This is a genomic window from Pseudomonas sp. 008 (assembly GCF_016861935.1).
GTDB lineage: Bacteria > Pseudomonadota > Gammaproteobacteria > Pseudomonadales > Pseudomonadaceae > Aquipseudomonas.
The window spans coordinates 18575-40647 of sequence record NZ_BOMA01000023.1 but is presented as its reverse complement, the minus strand read 5'-3'; the positions used below and the strand labels follow the sequence as shown (position 1 = coordinate 40647).

Genomic DNA, 22073 nt, shown 5'->3' with positions numbered 1-22073 from the left:
GGTATTAGACAAGGGGGGGAGATTTATTGCGGACCCCGTCGCAACATCCAAGCTTATAAGGAGTAAGTAAATGATCCGCGCACCGCTTGGCAGCACTGATTATTGGAGCAAGGTCGTCCACAACAACGACGGCTATATCGAAAAATCTCAAAAGCTCCTTCGGGAGCCAGTGGGGGCGCCTGATTACGCGCCTCAGTACGCTTTCGAAATTGCCCAAAAACATTGGCATCAGATCCTGCGCCGGTATTCCGCTGGTCACCCTGTAGCCGACCTGTCGTGTTACTTCCCCGGGTTGCTCGATGCCTGGGAAGAGGCCGAGCGCCTTGGCGTAGCAGTCTGGACTCAAGACCAGCAGTTCACCCGACATAGCTGGCGAGTCAACTATGACCACTATATCGCCTGCTTCTGGCTCGTGGGATTGGGGTTAGCGCTAGATCTTCCGGATGACCAGTGGAGACGGTTGTTGGTGTTGATCGGTAACGAAGGAGAGGACGTACTGCTCGACCGGGTGATCGCGAGTCGCAGCCCTGAGCGCAAAGTAGGTTCTGTGCTTCTTTACCCCAAACCCTATGGTCGATTGCTGGCGGCGGTGGATGCTCCGGCGGATGCGCAAGCGTCGATGCTGAATGCCTTCGTTCAGCACTGGTACAAAGATGTGCGTACAGGCGCGAAATCCGGCTCTGACCCTCAGGCAGTCAGTTATAAACATCCTTGTTGGTACACCTACGGCGACGAAAACTTCGAAGGCGGCGCGTATTTCGGTCGCTGGTGCGTGGAAGCCGTGGCGGCAGTCAAAGCTTTCGATATGGATGATTCACAGTGCCTGGGGCTTGAGCATTATCCGGGAGATTTATTGAGGCCCAACGGCCCGAGTACGCACCCGGTGAGGCAGGAAGCGGAACCGCCTGCAGCGGTGGTTTTAGAGAATAAGGTCGGGTTTTGGGCAAGGTTGTGGGGTCGTCGATAGCTTTCGGAAGCATTCGATAGATAAAAAAAGACCGCCTTTCGGCGGTCTCTTCAAGAGTGCTCGGTTCAGCGGAAATCAATCCCAGCTAAGCGCACCACCGGTTTGGTACTCAATAACCCGTGTCTCAAAGAAATTCTTCTCTTTCTTCAAGTCCATAATCTCGCTCATCCAAGGGAACGGGTTAGTCGTCCCTGGGTACTCTTCCTTCAAACCAATCTGGCTCAAACGACGGTTAGCGATGAACTTCAGGTAGTCCTCCATCATCGCCGCATTCATGCCGAGTACGCCGCGTGGCATGGTATCCCGTGCGTATTCGATCTCCAGCTGAGTGCCCTGCAGAATCATCTGCGAAGCTTCTTCCTTCATCTCGGCATCCCACAAGTGCGGGTTTTCGATTTTGATCTGGTTGATCACGTCGATGCCGAAGTTCAGGTGCATGGATTCGTCGCGCAGGATGTACTGGAACTGCTCGGCGACGCCGGTCATTTTGTTGCGGCGGCCCATGGAGAGGATTTGGGTGAAGCCGCAGTAGAAGAAGATGCCTTCCAGAACGCAGTAGTAGGCGATCAGGTTGCGCAGCAGCTCTTTGTCGGTTTCGACGGTGCCGGTTTCGAACTTCGGATCGGAGATCGAACGGGTGTATTTCAGGCCCCAGGTGGCTTTTTTCGCGACCGATGGGATCTCGTGGTACATGTTGAAGATCTCGCCTTCATCCATGGCCAACGATTCGATGCAGTACTGGTAGGCGTGGGTGTGGATCGCCTCTTCGAAGGCCTGGCGCAGGATGTACTGGCGGCATTCTGGGTTGGTGATCAGGCGGTACACGGCCAGGACCAGGTTGTTGGCAACCAGGGAGTCGGCGGTGGAGAAGAAGCCGAGGTTGCGCATCACGATGCGGCGCTCGTCGTCGGTCAGGCCTTCCGGGTTTTTCCAGAGGGCGATGTCGGCGGTCATGTTGACTTCTTGCGGCATCCAGTGGTTTGCGCAGCCGTCCAGGTACTTCTGCCATGCCCAGTCGTATTTGAATGGCACGAGCTGGTTGAGGTCGGCGCGGCAGTTGATCATGCGCTTTTCATCGACAGCTACACGGGCAGAGGCGCCTTCCAGTTCGGCGAGGCCTTCGGCGACGTCGAGGGAATCCAGGGCAGCCTTGGCGCGGGCGATCGCGGCGGAGTCCGTCGCGGTCACGGCGCGGGCCTCTTGAGCGGCGGCACCACCGGCGCTGTCGAGGCGGTCCATGTTGGCTTCAGAAGCGTGGCCGGCATTGGCGCCTTTTACAGCGGCTTCGCCGTCATCTTCTTTGTCGAATTCGTCCCAGCTCAGCATGACGTGTCGTCTCCTGCGTGAGGGCCAGATTGCCCGTGTGAAAACTGATAGGTTGGTTTTTCACACGGCCGGTTCTGGCCGCGTTGGATCTAAAGGAAATCGTTTGTTGCAGCAGTACAACGCAGGCAATAAACAGAATTTTGTACGGGTGTTCCGAAGCCGCTGATGGGCGCAGAAAGCGTGAACCGCTCTGCGTGGGCTTCAGACTGGCTTTTCACCCCTGTAAGGGAATATTGCAGGCCCGTTTAAGTCCGCATTATAAGGAAATTTTCGGCCCCGTGGTGCGGCGAAATGGCACCTGGAGGGCTTGGCGAGGGGCGTTTTCAGGTTGGAGCGAGGGTTTACAGGGCTTTGGCGGAGGAAGTTTTTTTTTCGCCTGTTTCGGCTGGTTTTTGACGGTGAGGCCGAGGTGTTCGCACCGTTACGGGCGGCTGTGACGGCGCAAGCCAGATGGGGCGGGGCTTGCAGAGCAATAGACGGGGTTTTGTGGACGAGATTGTGTGCAATTCTGAGCCGCAAAGGGGCTTGAAAAGCGTTGTTCAAAAAACAACCAAAAAACCCTGTTTTTCACTACATGTTGTGGTTTTGGTCGATTTTCAACCACTCCAGACACAACTAAGCCCGACCGAAGTCGGGCTGTGATGTCGCGCTGGGTTTCAGCTGAAACGAGCGGCACCCACGCGGTCAGAGCCATCAGCAGCAACTTTGGCTGCACCGATGTGATCGGCGCCATCGGCAGCGACTTTGGCAGCGCCCGTACGATCGAAGCCGTCAGCCGCAAAAGAGGCGGAACCGGTGTGGTCGTAACCGTCAGAAGCGACAGCCGCATCGTTGAAAGCAGCCGAGCCAGTGCGGTCGTAGCCGTCAGCGGCGAAGGTGTTGGCGGCCAGGACGGAAAGGGTCAGGGCGAGGATCAGTTTGGTTTTCATGGTAGTGGCTCCAGGTTCGTTGGCGTTGTGTGCCTTGGTGTGGAATTCATACTACGCCAGATAATTTGATTAAAAAGAGCAAATAAATGCTAAAAACAATCAAGTTAATCGATGTAAGGCTCGGCACTTCATCGGTCTCTTAAAAAGGATGGGTCGAGCCTTAGGGGGTAAAAGTGGGGCGGATCAGCCGTTGGAGCAGCCGTTACCCATGACGCTGTAACGCAGAATGTGTCGCTGGCCTTTGGAGTCGTCGTAGACCATTTTGGCCGGGACTACTTCGCAGACGTTCGGGACTTCGCTCATTGAGATGACTTTGGCGATGTCCAGGTGGGTGGAGTAGGTGTATTCCTCGACGACGGGTTGTTGCTGTGCGGCATCAGTCGGGGCCTCGTCTGCCATGGCGGTTGCGCACAGACTGCTGAGGGCCAGAACCAATAAAGCTTTCATTTCGAATTTACCTTTCTGAGGTCGAATGGGGTCACGCAATCTTTTTAGGATTGCGTGTGGAGCTTTAGTAAAGAGTCTTGGATTAACTGCCTTCGTGGGGGCTGCAACTGGGTTAATCACATTGCCGTGTTGGCGAGACCGATTTTAGGCCTGGGGATGGCGGGCATATAGCTGTGCTTTTGATAAACACTTTTGGCAGATTTGGTAACAATCCCCCGCAAGATCAAAAGATCGCAGGCTTCGCCAGCTCCTGCGAAGCCCCGCAATAGCCGGGTTTGAGCGCTTCGTCGCGGTATAGCCACATTTTGTAGGGGCTTGTTACTACCATCGTCGAATGGTTCTATAGGCCCGCCCCGGCTACAACTGGGGCCATACAAAAACAACTATTCCACCGAGGTAAGAAAGATGAGTGCGGCTTCTTTGTATCCCGTTCGTCCCGAGGTAGCAGCCAATACGCTGACTGACGAGGCCACTTACAAGGCCATGTACCAGCAGTCGGTCGTCAACCCGGACGGCTTCTGGCGCGAACAAGCCAAGCGCCTCGACTGGATCAAGCCTTTCACCACGGTGAAGCAGACGTCCTTCGACGATCACCATGTCGACATCAAATGGTTCGCCGACGGCACGCTGAACGTTTCCTACAACTGCCTCGACCGTCATCTGGCCGAGCGCGGCGATCAAGTCGCGATTATTTGGGAAGGGGATGACCCTGCCGAAAGCCGCAACATCACCTACCGCGAACTGCACGAACAAGTCTGCAAGTTCGCCAACGCCTTGCGCGGCCAGGATGTGCACCGCGGCGACGTGGTGACAATCTATATGCCGATGATCCCCGAAGCCGTGGTCGCCATGCTGGCCTGCGCCCGGATCGGTGCGATTCACTCGGTGGTGTTCGGTGGTTTCTCGCCGGAAGCCCTGGCCGGTCGCATCATCGACTGCAAATCCAAAGTGGTGATCACCGCCGACGAAGGCATTCGTGCCGGCAAGAAGATCTCGCTCAAGGCCAACGTCGACGACGCCCTGACCAACCCGGAAACCAGCAGCATTCAGAAAGTCATCGTGTGCAAGCGCACCGGCGGCGACATCAAGTGGAACCAGCATCGCGACATCTGGTACGAAGACCTGATGAAAGTGGCGGGCACCGTCTGCGCGCCAAAAGAAATGGGCGCCGAAGAAGCGCTGTTCATCCTTTATACCTCCGGTTCCACCGGCAAGCCGAAGGGCGTGCAGCACACCACTGGCGGTTATTTGCTGTACGCGGCAATGACCCATGAGCGCGTGTTCGACTACCGCCCGGGTGAAATCTACTGGTGCACCGCCGACGTCGGCTGGGTCACCGGCCATTCTTATATCGTCTACGGCCCGCTGGCCAACGGTGCGACCACGCTGCTGTTCGAAGGCGTGCCGAACTATCCGGACATCACCCGGGTGGCGAAGGTTGTCGACAAGCACAAGGTCAACATCCTCTACACCGCGCCGACCGCGATCCGCGCGATGATGGCGTCGGGCACCGCCGCTGTTGAAGGTGCCGATGGCAGCAGCCTGCGTCTGTTGGGTTCGGTTGGTGAGCCGATTAACCCGGAAGCGTGGGATTGGTACTACAGGAATGTCGGCCAGTCCCGTTGCCCGATCGTGGATACCTGGTGGCAGACCGAAACAGGCGGCAACATGATGAGCCCATTGCCGGGTGCTCATGCGCTGAAACCTGGCTCTGCAGCACGGCCGTTCTTCGGCGTGGTGCCGGCGCTGGTGGATAACCTGGGTAACATCATCGAAGGCGTTGCCGAGGGTAACCTGGTGATTCTCGACTCGTGGCCAGGCCAGGCGCGCACGCTGTATGGCGACCATGACCGTTTCGTCGACACCTACTTCAAGACTTTCCGTGGCATGTACTTCACCGGTGACGGTGCGCGTCGTGACGCAGACGGTTACTACTGGATCACTGGTCGCGTGGATGACGTGCTTAACGTTTCTGGCCACCGCATGGGCACCGCCGAGATCGAAAGCGCGATGGTCGCTCACCCGAAAGTCGCCGAAGCGGCGGTGGTGGGTGTGCCGCACGACATCAAGGGGCAGGGCATTTATGTCTACGTCACGTTGAACGCTGGTGAAGAGACGAGTGAGCAACTGCGCCTGGAGCTGAAGAACTGGGTGCGTAAAGAGATTGGCCCGATTGCCTCGCCGGATGTCATTCAATGGGCGCCGGGTCTGCCGAAAACCCGTTCGGGCAAGATCATGCGCCGGATTCTGCGCAAGATTGCTACGGCGGAATACGACGGGTTGGGCGATATCTCCACCCTGGCCGATCCGGGTGTGGTGCAGCATTTGATTGATACACACAAGACCATGAATGTTGCATAAGTAGCATTCGGAGTCATCGAAGCCCTGCCAGGTGTTGAGTCTGGTGGGGCTTTTTCGTACTGATCTTCAACCAATAATTATCGGCTTCCCCCGTAGGCCCTTTCCCACTGTTACCCATCACCTTCCAAGTAACTGAATGTGTAACCGCCCGCCCGATAACGAGGCAATGGGAAACGCAAAGCCCCGTTTCAGGGCTTCTCAATCGCCATGAAAAATAAGACACAACGCTACGCTTGCCGGATTAGAAGGGTTTGCCAATAATAGGCCCGCAATTTGCAACATAGATCGGTTCACTGTCTTTTGCTCTTGCATGAAATTGCAGGGCTGTCAACGTGCCCAAGCGGCATTCTCGGTGCTTCTGTAATTTGTTGTCGCATTGAAGAAATATCGGCTTCTGGCCTGTCGTTAGAATGCCAATCACTCGCTCGTCGTTGCCTGCGTTGAAATCAGCGTACGGTTCCTAGGACGCAGCACCGCTTTTTGGTTTAACCATTCGCATATTGGGCTGTCGCTCACTCTGCCGTTTTTGCCCTTTACCGATGGAGTCCCAAGATGAAGAAACTCGTGCTGCTTGGCGCCCTGGCACTGTCCGTGCTGTCCCTGCCGACATTCGCCGATGAAAAACCTCTGAAAATCGGTATCGAAGCGGCTTACCCTCCGTTCGCCTCCAAAGCACCGGACGGCAGCATCGTGGGTTTCGACTACGACATCGGCAACGCCCTGTGCGAAGAGATGAAGGTCAAGTGCCAGTGGGTCGAGCAAGAGTTCGACGGCCTGATCCCAGCACTCAAAGTGCGCAAGATCGACGCGATCCTGTCGTCCATGTCGATCACTGAAGACCGCAAGAAGTCCGTGGACTTCACCAACAAGTACTACAACACCCCGGCTCGCCTGGTTATGAAAGCCGGCACTCAGGTCAGCGAAAACCTGTCTGAGCTGAAGGGCAAGAACATCGGCGTGCAACGTGGTTCGATCCACGAGCGTTTCGCTCGCGAAGTCCTGGCCCCGCTGGGTGCCGAGATCAAGCCTTACGGTTCGCAGAACGAAATCTACCTCGACGTGGCCGCTGGCCGCCTCGACGGCACCGTGGCAGACGCTACCCTGCTGGATGACGGCTTCCTGAAAACCGACGCCGGCAAGGGCTTCGCCTTCGTTGGCCCGGCCTTCACCGACGTCAAATACTTCGGCGACGGCGTAGGGATCGCGGTTCGCAAGGGCGACGCGCTGAAAGACAAGATCAACACCGCGATCGCGGCCATTCGCGAGAACGGCAAGTACAAGCAAATCCAGGACAAATACTTCGCCTTCGATATCTACGGCAAGTAATCGTCCCCGCAACAAGTCCGAAATGGCGCAAGCAACAGGATCTCTGAGGTTTGCGCCATTTTTTCATCCCAACTTTCGAGGACCTGAATCATGTTGAAAGGCTACGGGGCTGTCATCCTCGATGGCGCATGGCTGACGCTTCAGCTCGCCTTGTCGTCCATGGCCCTGGCCATCGTCCTGGGGCTGATCGGCGTTGCGCTGCGTCTGTCGCCGGTGCGCTGGCTGGCCTGGCTGGGCGATCTGTATTCCACGGTGATCCGCGGTATTCCCGATCTGGTGCTGATTCTGCTGATTTTCTACGGCGGCCAGGACCTGCTCAACCGTGTTGCGCCGATGCTCGGCTATGACGACTACATCGACCTGAACCCACTGGCCGCCGGTATCGGCACCCTGGGCTTCATCTTCGGTGCGTACCTGTCGGAAACCTTCCGTGGTGCGTTCATGGCGATCCCCAAGGGCCAGGCAGAAGCCGGCATGGCGTACGGCATGAGCAGTTTTCAGGTGTTCTTCCGGGTGTTGGTGCCGCAGATGATTCGCCTGGCGATTCCGGGTTTCACCAACAACTGGCTGGTACTGACCAAGGCCACCGCGCTGATTTCGGTGGTGGGTCTGCAAGACATGATGTTCAAGGCCAAGCAGGCGGCAGACGCTACCCGCGAGCCTTTCACCTTCTTCCTCGCGGTGGCGGCGATGTACCTGGTGATCACCAGCGTCTCGTTGTTGGCATTGCGTCATCTTGAGAAGCGCTACTCGGTAGGCGTAAGGGCGGCTGAGCTATGATCTTCGACTACAACGTCATTTGGGATGCTTTGCCGCTGTACTTCGGCGGGCTGGTGACCACCCTCAAACTGCTCGCGCTGTCGCTGTTCTTCGGTTTGCTGGCGGCATTGCCGCTGGGGCTGATGCGCGTCTCCAAGCAGCCGCTGGTCAACATGAGTGCCTGGCTGTTCACCTACGTGATCCGCGGCACGCCGATGCTGGTGCAGCTGTTCTTGATCTACTACGGTCTGGCGCAATTCGAAACAGTACGTGAAAGCTTCCTCTGGCCATGGCTGTCCAGTGCCTCGTTCTGTGCGTGCCTGGCCTTCGCGATCAACACCAGTGCCTACACCGCCGAAATCATCGCCGGCAGCCTGCGCGCCACGCCGAACGGCGAGATCGAAGCGGCCAAGGCCATGGGCATGTCACGCATCAAGATGTACAAGCGGATCCTGCTGCCATCGGCCCTGCGCCGGGCGCTGCCGCAGTACAGCAACGAAGTGATCATGATGCTGCAGACCACCAGTCTGGCGTCGATCGTGACCCTGATCGACATCACCGGTGCCGCGCGCACGGTCAACGCTCAGTTCTACTTGCCGTTCGAAGCCTACATCACCGCCGGCGCGTTCTATCTGTGCCTGACGTTCATTCTGGTGCGCCTGTTCAAAATGGCCGAACACCGCTGGCTGGGCTATCTGGCCCCGCGGAAGCATTGATATGGAACGTATCGATCATGCTTTGCCGTGGAGCCACCTGGGCAGTGAACGCCGGATCTCGGTGTTCCGCTTCGGCGCTGGCGAGCGCAAGGCCTACATCCAGGCCAGCCTGCACGCCGATGAACTGCCGGGGATGCGCACGGCCTGGGAGCTGAAAAAACGCCTGACCGAACTTGAAGCTCAAGGCTTGCTCAACGGTGTGATCGAACTGGTGCCGGTGGCCAATCCATTGGGCCTGGGTCAATTGCTGCAAGGCAATCATCAGGGGCGTTTCGAAGCGGGCAGTGGCAAGAACTTCAACCGGGATTTCGTCGAACTCAGCGCGCCGGTGGCCGCCGAACTCGATGGGCATCTGGGTGATGATCCGCATGCCAATATTCGACTGATCCGTCAGGCCATGAGCGATCACCTGGCAGCTTTGCCTGAGGCGAGCAGCCAGTTGCAAGGCATGCAGCGCATCTTGCTCAGCCATGCCTGCACCGCTGACGTGGTGCTGGATCTGCATTGCGATTGCGAAGCGGCGCTGCACATGTACGCCTTGCCGCAACACTGGTCGCACTGGCGTTCACTGGCTGCGCACTTGAACGTCAAGGTCGGTCTGCTGGCGGAAGATTCCGGCGGCAGTTCCTTTGACGAAGCGTGCTCGCTGCCGTGGCTGCGTTTGTCGCGTCTGTTCCCGGATGCGCAGATTCCACTGGCCTGCCTGGCGACGACCATCGAACTGGGTGGTCAGGCCGATACCGGTCGTGCTGAGGCAGAAGCTCACGCCGAAGGCATTCTGGCGTTCCTCGCCGAGCAAGGCTTGATCGGCGGTGAATGGCCCAAGCCTGCGCAAGACGCGTGCGAAGGCATGCCGTTCGAAGGCACCGAATTGCTGTTCGCGCCGCATCCTGGCGTGCTGAGTTTTCTGCGTAAACCCGGTGAATGGGTTGAAGCCGGCGACGAGATTTTTGAAGTGATCGATCCGCTGGCGGATCGGGTCAGCACGGTGTGTGCTGGTACGTCCGGGGTGCTGTTTGCCATTGAACGGCTGCGTTACGCCCAACCCGGTTTCTGGCTGGCCAAGGTGGCGGGGCGCGAAGCGCTGCGTCACGGGCGCTTGCTCAACGACTGACTGACTGTTTTTGTGAGAACCGACCGCATGTACAAACTTGAAGTCCAAGACCTGCATAAACGCTATGGCAGTCACGAAGTGCTCAAGGGCGTGTCCCTGAAAGCGGCGGCTGGCGATGTGATCAGCATCATCGGCTCCAGTGGCTCCGGCAAAAGTACTTTCCTGCGTTGCATCAACCTGCTCGAGCAGCCGCACGCGGGCAAGATCCTGCTCAACAACGAAGAGTTGAAACTGGTTGCCAACAAGGACGGCGCGCTGAAAGCCGCCGACCCGAAACAGCTGCAACGCATGCGTTCGCGCCTGTCGATGGTGTTCCAGCATTTCAACCTGTGGTCGCACATGACCGCGCTGGAAAACATCATGGAAGCGCCGGTGCATGTGCTCGGTGTGTCCAAGGCCGAAGCCCGCGAGAAAGCCGAGCACTACCTGAACAAGGTTGGCGTGGCCCATCGTAAGGACGCCTACCCAGGGCACATGTCTGGTGGCGAGCAGCAACGTGTGGCGATTGCCCGTGCGCTGGCGATGGAACCCGAAGTGATGCTGTTCGACGAACCGACCTCGGCCCTCGACCCGGAGTTGGTGGGTGACGTGCTGAAAGTCATGCAGGCCCTGGCACAGGAAGGCCGGACCATGGTGGTGGTGACGCACGAAATGGGCTTTGCCCGTGAAGTGTCGAACCAGCTGGTTTTCCTGCACAAAGGCGTCGTCGAAGAAAGCGGCAACCCGCGCGAAGTGCTGGTCAATCCGCAGTCGGAACGCTTGCAACAATTCCTCTCGGGCAGCCTCAAGTAATCGCTCCCGTTACGCACCAAATTAGGTCATGCTGCGCACCGCGCGCCAGATGGTCTAATTTGGTTGCAGCCGCCTTCGGCTTTAACACTGTCTTCGTTTCGGATTGCCCGCCATGACTGCCCATCGAATTGGTTTCCTGATTTGGCCCAGCACTAAAGCTCTGACGCTTGCGCTGGCTGAGGAGGCCTTGCGTGTTGCCCAGCGTGTGCACCCGGACGTTGTTTACGAATTGTCGTTTTTGCAGGCCGAACCGCCGACCGACGGCGCCTGGCAATTGCCCGGTGAGCCATGGGCCGGCAAGCTCGAAAACTTTCAGAAACTGTTCCTGCTCGCCGACGAACCACCGACTTCTCTCGCGCCGCCGCTCAGCAGTGCGTTGAAACAGCTGGTGCGCGCCGGTTGTGTGATCGGCGGTTTGTCTGCCGGTGTTTACCCATTGGCGCAATTGGGTTTGCTCGACGGTTATCGCGCTGCCGTGCATTGGCGCTGGCAGGACGATTTCGCCGAGCGTTTCCCGAAAGTGATTGCCACCAGTCACCTGTTCGACTGGGATCGTGACCGCTTGACCGCGTGCGGTGGCCTGTCAGTTCTCGACTTGCTGCTAGCGGTGCTGGCCCGCGATCACGGCGCCGAACTGGCCGGTGCGGTGTCGGAAGAACTGGTGGTCGAACGCATTCGCGAGGGCGGCGAGCGCCAGCGTATTCCGTTGCAGAACCGCTTGGGTTCCAGTCATCCGAAGCTCACCCAGGCGGTGTTGCTGATGGAAGCCAACATCGAAGAGCCGCTGACCACCGACGAAATCGCCCAGCACGTGTGCGTATCGCGTCGGCAGCTGGAGCGGATCTTCAAGCAATACCTCAACCGCGTGCCGAGCCAGTATTACCTGGAACTGCGCCTGAACAAGGCCCGGCAGATGTTGATGCAAACCAGCAAGTCGATCATCCAGATCGGCCTGTCGTGTGGCTTCTCTTCGGGGCCGCATTTCTCCAGCGCCTACCGTAACTTCTTCGGTGCCACGCCCCGGGAAGACCGCAACCAGCGGCGTAGCAGCAGCCCGTTCGAATTGTCGTCGGTGCCGTCCGAGCGCGGGTGATCAAGTGCTCCACGCTCGGAACTGAAGGTTGTGTTACTCGTCCATCGCTGAGCTATCGGAGGATGAAACCTCCATTTCGCCTCGATTGATTACTTCTTCCACGCCGAAATCCGCGCCCGTGTGTTCAAAGTAGCCGATCAGCCGTAACAAGCTCTCCTCGGAAAGCTGATTGCCTCTCAGGCTAATGTTCTCCGCGATGTCCAATGGCATCTCCAGAACGTCACTGGGGACTTCGGTGATTGCGTTTTCGCTCAGGTCTGCCCAGTCCAGTTCGGTCAGTTGTAACAGGCCATGTGGAATTTCGGTGAGGCCAGTGTGGTTAAGCACGACGGTCGCCAGATTTGGCATCTGGCTCAGGTCCAGTGTTTGTCCCAGAGGGTTGTGGCCCAGATCGAGATAATCAAGCTGTTCCATCCCTGCTAATGCGTTTGTCGACTCCGGTGACAAACGGATGCGGCAATAGGGCAATGACAACGATCTCAGTCGACTCATCTTGAATACCGCCTCAGGAATGTTGCCCAGGTTGCACTCGCGCAGCCTGAGGCTTTTGAGGTTGGGGAAGGACTCCAGAAAGCGCCCGATGCGGGTCGCGCCGTTGGCACTGCCAAGTTCCAGCGCTGAGACATGGCTGAAGTCGGCGCTCAGTGTCGGCAGCTCTCCGATGATGATGGAGGGGGCAGTGAGCTCGAACGTGGGCTCAAGGGCATCGTTGAAATCATCCAGTTCGGATTCATGCTGCCAGCACCTCTCAAGAAGCTGTTTGAATTGGTCACGGTTGGCTTGTTCGACAGCCAGTTGGTTATCGTTGAGGGGTGTGTCCGTTACGGGGTGCCGGTCCGGAACGTCGGCGGTCCAGACAGACAAATCATTTCTCAATTGGGCAAACTCTTCTTCAAGGCGCGTCAGATCGGTGCGGCCATCCTCCAGCGTGCCCGGCAATTCGTAGACAAATTGACTCGCTTGCTCGACGTCCATGCCGGGGTATAGCGCAGTGACGCGATCAATGTCCGCCTCGGGGGCATAGACGGACATGTCGTAAGCGGTATCGAAGTGGTGTCGCTTGATCAGTTCTCGGGCTCTGTTGGAAACCGGATTGTGCGTAAGGTGTATGCCACGCTTGTTGTACAACGAGCTCTCGAACAATCCGACAGGCAACTCGCTGATAAGGTTGTTCGTCAGCAGAAGGGTGTCGAGCCTTGGGTGTTGCAGGGCGCCGGCCGGAATTTCGGACAGGTCGGTGGCGCTCAGATCCAGGTGAGTCAGTTCGCTCATTGTGTCGATGCGGGGGGCGGTTTCAAATGGATTCTTGTACAGATCCAGCGAGACCAGCTTCTTCAATGAAGTCAGTTTCGACCATGTGGCCGCGTCAATCCTGATGCCGCAATCGCTTAGAACCAGGGCGTGAAGGTCTGTCATTCGAGGGATAGCGTCGGGGAGGGTGGTCAGGGAGAAACGGCGTAACTCCAGGCGGCGCAATCCACTGAAACGCTGTAGAAACCCTGGAATACCCTGCGCGGTATGGTTGCCTTCCAGGGATAGCAGCGACACATGAGCGAAGTCGGCATGTATTGACGGCAAGTCACCGATTATCGGCTCTGCAAACCTGAGCGTATACCGGCTAGTCTCATCCGGTGCGTCGAAGTCCAGTTCGGTCTGTCGCCGCCAACTGCGTTGGATTTCCTGAGCCAGCAACTGGCGATTGTTTCTCTCGGCTTGTTGATCCAGCTCACTGAGAGGGCGTCCGGTTTCAGGATGAACAGTGGGCACCTCATTGATCCAGGTGCCCAGGTCCTGATGCAGTCGGACCAGCTCTCTATTCAGACGTGAGAGTTCAACGCGAGCGCCATCGGGGTGACTCTGCAATGCCTGGACTACGGACTGCAATTGCTCTTGAGACAGATTGGGGTAAACATCTCGAACCCGGTCGTTAAGCGTAAGTGTCTCGCGGCTGGCTCGGCTATAGCCCTGCGTGCCACCGGGCAGGCGCATGGTGGTGGGGTCATAGTAGGGTTTTCGATGGGGATTTTTTGCGAACAGTGCGCGTAATGCCGGTTGCTCCAGAGCGTGCTCGGCGATGCGTTGTTTGAATGTCCGGGCGTCTTGAGGCGAAGGGCTCAATGCATTGCGCTGTGCATCCGGCAACGCCTGAAAGAGGGCCTGATAGAAATCACCGGGTACTGATTCACTGTCCTGGTGAGCCTGGTAGGTCCCGTCTTCGGCCCGCACCAGCGTTTTAAGTGTCGGCGCATCGGGCTGACCAATGCTGTCACACAGGGTCCCGTCATGGGAATAATCCCTCACTTCGATACGTAGCTCGGCAGGCCAGTTGGGCAATGAGTTCAGGCTATGTAAGGCCAGCCGATGGGTATCGGTGGTTTCCAGAGCCTCGGTATAAAGGCCTTCACAGGCTCGGGTTGCACGTACGGCCTCCATGGCTTTTTGTGCCGCGTCCTTGAGGCGTTGGGGGATGCGATTGCTGTGCAACTGCCGTAATTCGGTGCCGGTGGCATTGCTCACCAGCTCTTGTGCAATATCGGTGGGTAGTCCCTGCACGTCGTCAAGCACTCGCTGAACTGGCGGGTTATCCGTTTTTTCCTTTGCGCGGTAGAGCATTTCGAACAGCGATTTGCGGTACCTCAGGGCGAGATCCACAGTCTGCTTTCGGAGTGTTGGCGTTTGGGTTTCCAGTGCCGGCACAGGCGTGTCGGCAGGCCATGCGTCGTATCGGCTCAGCAGTTGATATTGCATGGCCGGATCGGCCTTTCGATAGTGTTCGGGTTGGTCGCTGCCGATCTGTTCGATAAAGGTTTCAATGTCCCGATTGATCCGGAAGCGTTTGATCGTGTCGGTCAGCAGCGAAGGCGGGCGATACCGCTCGACGTGCGTTTCACGCACTACGTTGTCGTGGTAACCGCTGATCCGCAGGATTTGCTCGCGCTCGGCGCTACTGAACGATTCAACACTATGGCCGAGGCGACGCATGACTTTTTCCCGGTCCCAGTTCAACGGTTGTTCCAGCTCTGTGTACCAGGCGCCGTGGTTGTTATGCAGCAGAGTCGGCTGATAAGCATCGGCCCGGCTCGGATGCTCAATCTGAAACGCACCCGACGTATGATCGGGTTTCACGGCATACAGTTTTTCTTCCAGTCGCAGCAGTGTCTTGCCTCCGTGACGATAGAGGCCAAGCTGATCGGGTTTTGATGCTTCGGGCAAACTGAGAGTTTGTTCGTAAGGTGTGAGATCCGGCTTCCAGTAGCGGGTTTTTCCCTCAGGCGTCGTGATGGGTTTGAATGGGGCGATAAGCCCAACAGCTTCGCGCGAAAGCAGGCGACTGAAGGCGCCGGCAGCGATGGCGCCGCCCACCGCGAAGGTGCCTACCTGGACCACTGTTTCGGCGAACGTCATCAAGTGCCCCAGCGCTTCTGTTTTCAGCCCTATGGCCAGGTCCACGATGCCTTCGAAGGTCTCATCGAGTAACTGGTAGGCCATATAGGCCAGCATCAATTCGCCAAGAAACGGAACAAATGGCAATGCAACAAACGTCGCGATTTCAAGAAGTGTCGAGGCCACTTTGCTGAAGGCATCCCACAATGCCCATCGTGCGTTTCGGTCGGCAGAAGCGGTGGAGACGGCGAGCGTGCTGGCGTCGTTGAGGATCTTGTTCAGCTGCCGCTGATGGAGATGGTTCCACAGGTCCGCTCTGAACGGGGTTATCGCAAACCGGAGATTGGGCGTGTCGATGGGCGTTTCGCGCCAACTCGGCATGGGGTCGCCATGCTGGTGTGGATGCCAGGTTACGCTCTGGAGGCGACGATTGAGATCAGCAAAGAAATGTCCCCTTTCTTTGTGGTCGACGAAGCGACTGAAAAACGTTTGGTAAGCGGGAGTGCGCAGCTTGCGGGTTAGCTCGTTGAGGAACGCCAGTGTGTCTGGATATTGCTTGAGAGGGTGCTCCGGATCGTCCGGGATGTAAGCGATGACCCGCGTTGCCTTGCGTGCTCGGTCAAGCTTCGGCGCGAACATGACGATGCCGGTCAGTGAGGAAGACATGATTGTCAGGTCGTGACAATACAGCGGCTGGCCATCCAGTCGAGCGCCCGAACGTCCTTCCACAATGCGCAGGATCGAGAGGCGGGCATCCTCTGGAATGTCCCCTCGGATGTGCGCCATTTGCAGTGCGGACTTGAGTGCGGTTTTGTGCGAACCGATCACCTTCGATTTCAACACCGCTGCGGCCACCGGATTGGTCAGCCCCAGATTGTCTTTAAGGTAAGTGCTGTACTGGCCACCGATATCCAGTTCCCGGCACAACAGGGCAAAGGCTGCGACAGTGAGTTTCTGCTTGACCCTTGGCAGTGTCTCGAACTGCCCTGTGAGCGACGGTTTGGTGATGAACGTCGAGGCGGACTCATAGGCATCCGCTGCGGTTTCCGATTCCTGAAAATTATGAAGGCAGGCATCGAGCAGCGATACGGTCCAGGTACGCGCAGCACCCGTCTTGATCCCGAATAAGGGCACTGTTTGAGGTGTGTAGAGGCGCAGGAAAGTCGTTTTGACGTCCAGGTCCAGGTCAAAACGGGTTTTCAGGGCCGCGCTCAGAAGAGGTTCGGCAAAGTCGCGTGCGCTTTGCAGCTTCGACAGCATCGAGTCCAGGCGATTTCGATGGGTCCAGTGTTCCTGGCTGAGCTTTTTCAGCGACTGATGTTGCGAAGGCGTCGCGGTGCCATGCCAGTCCGGCACGGCAAGCGAGGCTTGTTTGAGGGCGCTACGTGTACCGGGCGAGGCTTCTAATACCCAGTTCGGCAGATTATTGAACAGGTGATGGTAGTGATCGTCCGGTTGTGTGGCGGATTCGCTGACGGCGACAGTGAAAGGGTGATCATTTTCGTATCGGCTCATGCGCTATTCCCTTAGCGTTTGGATTGGCCGCCAGCAAAACAGACAATGATGTGTTTGGTGCGGTACATAATTACCACCCCGTCCGACAACCCTGCCTATAACCTGCGTCGACAGTTTAAACTGCGCCTTTGCGACGGTATTTGTCGCATTGCCGTAAACCCGGGCAAAACCGGTGTTTGCGCTATAAGAAGTTGTCGCTTGGCGGCAAGGCCGGGCTGAAAACTGTCCTTACAATCCCCTCATCGCTCGCCAGTTTCAGGCGAGTGTTCCTCATCAGGAGACTCCGATGTCCGTTGAGCACGCTGCGGTAGAACGCGCCGATTTTGACCAGGTAATGGTTCCCAACTATGCGCCTGCCGCTTTCATTCCTGTGCGTGGCGCCGGTTCCCGTGTCTGGGACCAGACTGGCCGCGAGCTGATCGACTTCGCCGGCGGGATTGCCGTTAACGTACTGGGCCATGCGCACCCGGTGCTGGTCGCTGCCTTGACCGAACAGGCGAACAAGCTGTGGCACGTGTCCAACGTGTTCACCAATGAGCCGGCCTTGCGCCTGGCCCATAAGCTGGTCGACGCTACGTTTGCCGATCGTGTGTTCTTCTGCAACTCCGGCGCCGAAGCCAACGAGGCCGCTTTCAAGCTGGCCCGTCGCGTGGCCCATGACCGTTTCGGTACCGAGAAGTACGAAATCGTTGCCGCGCTCAACAGCTTCCACGGCCGTACCCTGTTCACCGTGAACGTCGGTGGCCAGTCGAAGTACTCCGACGGCTTCGGTCCGAAGATCACCGGCATCACCCACGTGCCTTACAACGATCTGGCCGCGCTGAAAGCCGCTGTTTCCGACAAGACCTGCGCGGTGGTGCTGGAGCCGATCCAGGGCGAAGGCGGCGTATTGCCGGCCGAGCTGTCTTACCTGCAAGGCGCCCGTGAACTGTGCGATGCGCACAACGCGCTGCTGGTCTTCGACGAAGTCCAGACTGGCATGGGCCGCAGCGGTGAGCTGTTCGCCTACATGCATTACGGCGTGACCCCGGACATCCTGACCAGTGCCAAGAGCCTGGGTGGCGGTTTCCCGATCGCAGCAATGCTGACCACCGAAGACCTGGCTAAACATCTGGTTGTCGGCACCCATGGCACCACTTACGGCGGTAACCCGCTGGCATGCGCGGTCGCTGAAGCAGTGATCGACGTGATCAACACGCCCGAAGTGCTGAACGGTGTCAAAACCAAGCACGACAAGTTCAAGACCCGTCTTGAGCAGATTGGCGAGAAATACGGCCTTTTCACTCAGGTTCGTGGCCTGGGCCTGCTGCTCGGTTGCGTACTGAGCGACGCCTGGAAAGGCAAGGCCAAGGACATCTTCAACGCCGCCGAGCGTGAAGGCCTGATGATTCTGCAAGCCGGCCCGGACGTGATTCGTTTCGCGCCAAGCCTGGTGGTTGAAGACGCCGATATCGATGCCGGTCTGGACCGCTTCGAACGCGCCGTGGCCAAGCTGACGCAAGCCTGATTCATACAGTGCTCCTCAGCGCCTATCGTAATAGATAGGCGTTGAGATTATTTCCTGTGCCGGGCCTGCCCGGCATTTTTTTCCCCGAGTTGGCGCAATTCGCCAACCTGATGTTAAGAAAGGAGTGACACCATGCTGGTGATGCGCCCCGCGCAAATGGCTGATCTGGGCGAGGTACAGCGTCTGGCTGCGGATAGCCCGATTGGTGTCACTTCCTTGCCGGATGACGTTGAACGCCTGAGCGACAAGATCGCCGCAAGCGAAGCCTCGTTCGCCGCCGAAGTGAGCTTCAACGGTGAAGAGAGCTATTTCTTCGTGCTCGAAGATACCGCCACCGGCAAGTTGGTCGGTTGTTCGGCCATCGTTGCCTCGGCCGGTTATTCCGAGCCGTTCTACAGCTTTCGAAACGAAACGTTCGTGCACGCCTCCCGCGAGCTGAAGATTCACAACAAGATCCACGTGCTCTCCCAGTGCCACGACCTGACCGGCAACAGCTTGCTGACCAGTTTCTACGTGCAGAGGGAGTTGGTGGGCACGCCTTGGGCGGAGCTCAACTCCCGTGGCCGTCTGTTGTTCGTGGCCAGCCATCCGGAGCGCTTTGCCGATTCCGTGGTGACCGAGATCGTCGGTTACAGCGACGAAAATGGCGACTCGCCGTTCTGGGATGCCATCGGTCGCAACTTCTTCGACCTCAACTACGCCGAAGCCGAGCGTCTGTGCGGTTTGAAGAGCCGCACGTTCCTCGCCGAGCTGATGCCGCATTACCCGATCTACGTGCCGTTGCTGCCGGACTCCGCTCAAGAGGCGATGGGCCAGGTGCACCCGCGGGCGCAAATCACCTTCGACATCCTGATGCGCGAAGGCTTCGAGACCGATCACTACATCGATATTTTCGATGGTGGCCCGACTCTGCATGCCCGCGTCTCGGGGATCCGTTCGATCGCCCAGAGCCGTGTAGTCCCGGTGAAAATCGGTGAGCCGGTCAAAGGCGCCGGTCGTCAGTATCTGGTGGCCAATGCCCAGTTGCAGGATTACCGCGCTGTGTTGCTCGAGCTTGATTACGCGCCGGGCAAACCGGTGACCCTGGATCTTGAAGCGGCCGAAGCCTTGGGTGTTGGTGAAGGTGCCAGCGTGCGCCTGGTGGCGGTTTGACGCCTGCTTCCTGGAGAGAAATGTCTGGAAAGCAGCGAAATTTCGCGGGTGGCGCAAGCGGCCCGTTTGAGGAGATAGCATGATCGTTCGTCCCGTACGCAGCAGCGATTTACCCGCTCTGATCGACCTGGCCCGCAGCACCGGCACTGGCCTTACCACCTTGCCGGCCAACGAAGAGCGTCTGGCCCATCGGGTTGGCTGGGCCGAAAAAACCTTCCGCGGCGAAGCCGGGCGGGGCGATGCGGACTACCTGTTCGTACTCGAAGACGACAATGGCCGCGTGGTGGGTATTTCCGCGATTGCCGGCGCCGTCGGCCTGCGTGAGCCCTGGTACAACTTCCGGGTGGGCCTGACGGTCAGTGCCTCGCAAGAGCTGAATATCTACCGCGAAATTCCGACGCTGTTCCTGGCCAACGACCTGACCGGCAACTCTGAACTGTGCTCGCTGTTCCTGCACGCCGATTACCGCAGTGGCCTCAACGGCCGCATGCTGGCCAAGGCGCGGCTGCTGTTCATCGCCGAGTTCCCGCAACTGTTCGGCAACAAGATCATCGCTGAAATGCGCGGCATGTCCGACGAAGCCGGGCGTTCGCCGTTCTGGGAAAGCCTGGGCCGGCATTTCTTCAAGATGGAATTCAGCCAGGCCGACTACCTCACTGGCGTGGGCAACAAGGCGTTCATCGCCGAACTGATGCCGAAATTCCCGCTGTACACCTGCTTCCTGTCGCCAGACGCGCGCAACGTGATTGGCCAGGTTCATCCGGACACCGAGCCGGCCCTGGCGATGCTCAAGAGTGAAGGTTTCAGTTACCAAGGCTACGTCGACATCTTCGACGCAGGCCCTGCGGTGGAGTGCGAAACCGCCAAGATCCGCGCAGTGCGCGACAGCCAGGCGCTGGTGCTGGCCATCGGCACCCCGGGTGATGACGCCACGCCGTTCCTGATCCATAACCGCAAGCGCGAAGACTGCCGGATCACTGCCGCGCCAGCACGCTTCGCCGCTGGCACGTTGGTGGTTGATCCGCTGACCGCCAAACGTCTTCAACTCAACGCTGGCGATCAAGTACGCGCCGTTCCGTTGTCTGCAGCTCGGGAGTCGAAATAATGAATTCGCTATACATCGCCGGTGAATGGCTGGCCGGCCAGGGTGAAAGCTTTCAATCGGTCAACCCGGTGACCCAGCAAGTGCTGTGGGCCGGCGAAGGCGCCACTGCCGCTCAGGTCGAGTCGGCTGTGCAAGCCGCGCGTCAGGCATTCCCGGGCTGGGCCCGTCGTACCCTGGAAGAGCGCATCAGTGTGCTGGAAGCCTTTGCCGCCGCGCTGAAGAATCACGCCGACGAACTGGCTCGCACCATCGGTGAAGAAACCGGCAAACCCTTGTGGGAAGCGGCGACTGAAGTCACCAGCATGGTCAACAAGATTGCCATCTCGGTACAGAGCTACCGCGAACGGACCGGCGAGAAGAGCGGCCCGCTGGGCGACGCCACCGCCGTATTGCGTCACAAGCCGCACGGCGTGGTGGCGGTGTTCGGTCCTTACAACTTCCCCGGTCACTTGCCGAACGGTCACATCGTGCCGGCGCTGCTGGCCGGTAACAGTGTGCTGTTCAAGCCTAGCGAACTGACACCGAAAGTCGCCGAGCTGACGGTCAAGTGCTGGATCGAAGCCGGTCTGCCGGCCGGCGTGCTTAACCTGCTGCAAGGTGCTCGCGAAACCGGTATCGCCCTGGCGGCGAACCCAGGCATCGACGGTCTGTTCTTCACCGGTTCCAGCCGTACCGGCAATCATCTGCACAAGCAGTTTTCCGGTCGTCCAGACAAAATCCTCGCGCTGGAGATGGGCGGTAACAACCCATTGGTGGTGGATCAGGTTGCGGATCTCGATGCGGCCGTTTACACCATCATTCAGTCGGCGTTCATTTCTGCCGGCCAGCGTTGCACCTGCGCTCGTCGCTTGCTGGTGCCGCAAGGCGCCTGGGGCGATACGCTGCTGGCGCGTCTGGTGGCGGTCAGCTCGACCATCGACGTCGGTGCGTTCGATCAGCAACCAGCACCGTTCATGGGCTCGGTGATTTCCCTCGGTGCTGCGAAAGCCCTGATGGAAGCGCAAGAACATCTGCTGGCCAACGGCGCCGTGGCGCTGCTGGAAATGACTCAGCCTCAGGCTCAGGCTGCGTTGCTGACCCCGGGCATTCTGGACGTGACAGCGGTTGCCGATCGCCCAGACGAAGAGCTGTTCGGCCCGCTGCTGCAAGTGATCCGCTACGCTGATTTTGAAGCGGCGATCGCTGAAGCCAACGACACCGCTTATGGCCTGGCGGCCGGCCTGCTGTCGGATTCCGAAGCGCGTTATCAGCAGTTCTGGCTGGAAAGCCGCGCCGGTATCGTCAACTGGAACAAGCAGCTGACCGGTGCGGCGAGCAGCGCGCCATTCGGCGGCGTCGGCGCCTCGGGCAACCATCGCGCCAGCGCCTACTACGCGGCGGATTACTGCGCGTACCCGGTGGCCTCGCTGGAAACCCCGAGCCTGACCTTGCCAGCGGCCCTTACGCCCGGCGTACGCATGTCGTAACGCCCATTCGCGGGCAAGCCTCGCTCCTACGGGATTGTGCAAAACCTGTAGGAGCGAGGCTGCCCGCGATGGCCGCGACTCGGTCGCACTGAACAGTTAGTTACTGAAGCCTAT

16 protein-coding genes are annotated in these 22073 nt (G+C 58.5%); 12 read left to right on the top strand and 4 right to left on the bottom strand.

The window, feature by feature from the left end; genetic code table 11:
- The first annotated feature begins 70 nt into the window (after window positions 1–70).
- Complete coding sequence (locus JUI81_RS30440; RefSeq protein WP_204125592.1) at window positions 71–967, top strand: PoNe immunity protein domain-containing protein; 897 nt, start codon at window positions 71–73, stop codon at window positions 965–967.
- A gap of 75 nt (window positions 968–1042) precedes the next feature.
- Here the strand turns inward: JUI81_RS30440 and JUI81_RS30435 are convergent, their stop codons facing one another.
- From JUI81_RS30435 to JUI81_RS30425, 3 genes are all read right to left on the bottom strand, one after another.
- Entirely contained in the window at window positions 1043–2293 is a 1251-nt protein-coding gene (locus tag JUI81_RS30435) for a ribonucleotide-diphosphate reductase subunit beta (RefSeq protein ID WP_019582875.1), read from the bottom strand.
- A 656-nt stretch (window positions 2294–2949) separates the two neighbouring features.
- Complete coding sequence (locus JUI81_RS30430) at window positions 2950–3222, bottom strand: hypothetical protein (protein ID WP_028939372.1); 273 nt, start codon at window positions 3220–3222, stop codon at window positions 2950–2952.
- A gap of 183 nt (window positions 3223–3405) precedes the next feature.
- Window positions 3406–3669: a DUF2790 domain-containing protein gene (locus JUI81_RS30425; protein WP_204125591.1), complete on the bottom strand. Its 264-nt coding sequence runs from the start codon at window positions 3667–3669 to the stop codon at window positions 3406–3408.
- A 405-nt stretch (window positions 3670–4074) separates the two neighbouring features.
- Between JUI81_RS30425 and acs the strand changes: the two genes are divergently transcribed.
- From acs to JUI81_RS30390, 7 genes are all read left to right on the top strand, one after another.
- Window positions 4075–6030 (top strand): acetate--CoA ligase, encoded by a 1956-nt coding sequence (acs, locus tag JUI81_RS30420; protein WP_204125590.1) that lies wholly within the window; start codon window positions 4075–4077, stop codon window positions 6028–6030.
- Between the two features lie 552 nt (window positions 6031–6582).
- Complete coding sequence (locus JUI81_RS30415) at window positions 6583–7356, top strand: ABC transporter substrate-binding protein (RefSeq protein WP_204125589.1); 774 nt, start codon at window positions 6583–6585, stop codon at window positions 7354–7356.
- Window positions 7357–7446: 90 nt separating this feature from the next.
- A complete protein-coding gene (locus JUI81_RS30410) occupies window positions 7447–8136 on the top strand; it encodes an ABC transporter permease (RefSeq protein ID WP_007934894.1) in 690 nt (229 codons plus the stop codon).
- Window positions 8133–8831: an ABC transporter permease gene (locus JUI81_RS30405; protein WP_018926395.1), complete on the top strand. Its 699-nt coding sequence runs from the start codon at window positions 8133–8135 to the stop codon at window positions 8829–8831. The genes JUI81_RS30410 and JUI81_RS30405 overlap by 4 nt, the downstream gene beginning before the upstream one ends.
- A gap of 1 nt (window position 8832) precedes the next feature.
- Window positions 8833–9945 (top strand): succinylglutamate desuccinylase/aspartoacylase family protein, encoded by a 1113-nt coding sequence (locus tag JUI81_RS30400; protein WP_018926394.1) that lies wholly within the window; start codon window positions 8833–8835, stop codon window positions 9943–9945.
- 27 nt (window positions 9946–9972) lie between these two features.
- Window positions 9973–10737, top strand: a complete 765-nt coding sequence (locus tag JUI81_RS30395; RefSeq protein ID WP_007971015.1) for an ABC transporter ATP-binding protein — start codon at window positions 9973–9975, stop codon at window positions 10735–10737.
- A 112-nt stretch (window positions 10738–10849) separates the two neighbouring features.
- Entirely contained in the window at window positions 10850–11830 is a 981-nt protein-coding gene (locus JUI81_RS30390; RefSeq protein WP_019582882.1) for a GlxA family transcriptional regulator, read from the top strand.
- Window positions 11831–11863: 33 nt separating this feature from the next.
- Here JUI81_RS30390 and JUI81_RS30385 read toward each other — a convergent pair whose 3' ends face one another.
- Window positions 11864–16729, bottom strand: a complete 4866-nt coding sequence (locus tag JUI81_RS30385; protein ID WP_204125588.1) for a leucine-rich repeat domain-containing protein — start codon at window positions 16727–16729, stop codon at window positions 11864–11866.
- Between the two features lie 286 nt (window positions 16730–17015).
- Here JUI81_RS30385 and JUI81_RS30380 point away from each other — a divergent pair, with 286 nt between their 5' ends.
- The 4 genes from JUI81_RS30380 to astD all read left to right on the top strand — a co-directional run bounded on the left by JUI81_RS30380 (window position 17016) and on the right by astD (window position 21959).
- Window positions 17016–18236, top strand: a complete 1221-nt coding sequence (locus JUI81_RS30380) for an aspartate aminotransferase family protein (protein WP_204125587.1) — start codon at window positions 17016–17018, stop codon at window positions 18234–18236.
- A 132-nt stretch (window positions 18237–18368) separates the two neighbouring features.
- A complete protein-coding gene (aruF, locus tag JUI81_RS30375) occupies window positions 18369–19388 on the top strand; it encodes an arginine/ornithine succinyltransferase subunit alpha (RefSeq protein ID WP_007934901.1) in 1020 nt (339 codons plus the stop codon).
- Between the two features lie 79 nt (window positions 19389–19467).
- Window positions 19468–20493: an arginine N-succinyltransferase gene (astA, locus tag JUI81_RS30370; RefSeq protein ID WP_018926391.1), complete on the top strand. Its 1026-nt coding sequence runs from the start codon at window positions 19468–19470 to the stop codon at window positions 20491–20493.
- Window positions 20490–21959 carry a succinylglutamate-semialdehyde dehydrogenase gene (gene astD / locus JUI81_RS30365; protein WP_169342486.1) on the top strand — a complete coding sequence of 490 codons (1470 nt, stop codon included), beginning with the start codon at window positions 20490–20492 and terminating at the stop codon, window positions 21957–21959. The genes astA and astD overlap by 4 nt, the downstream gene beginning before the upstream one ends.
- Window positions 21960–22073 lie beyond the last annotated feature (114 nt).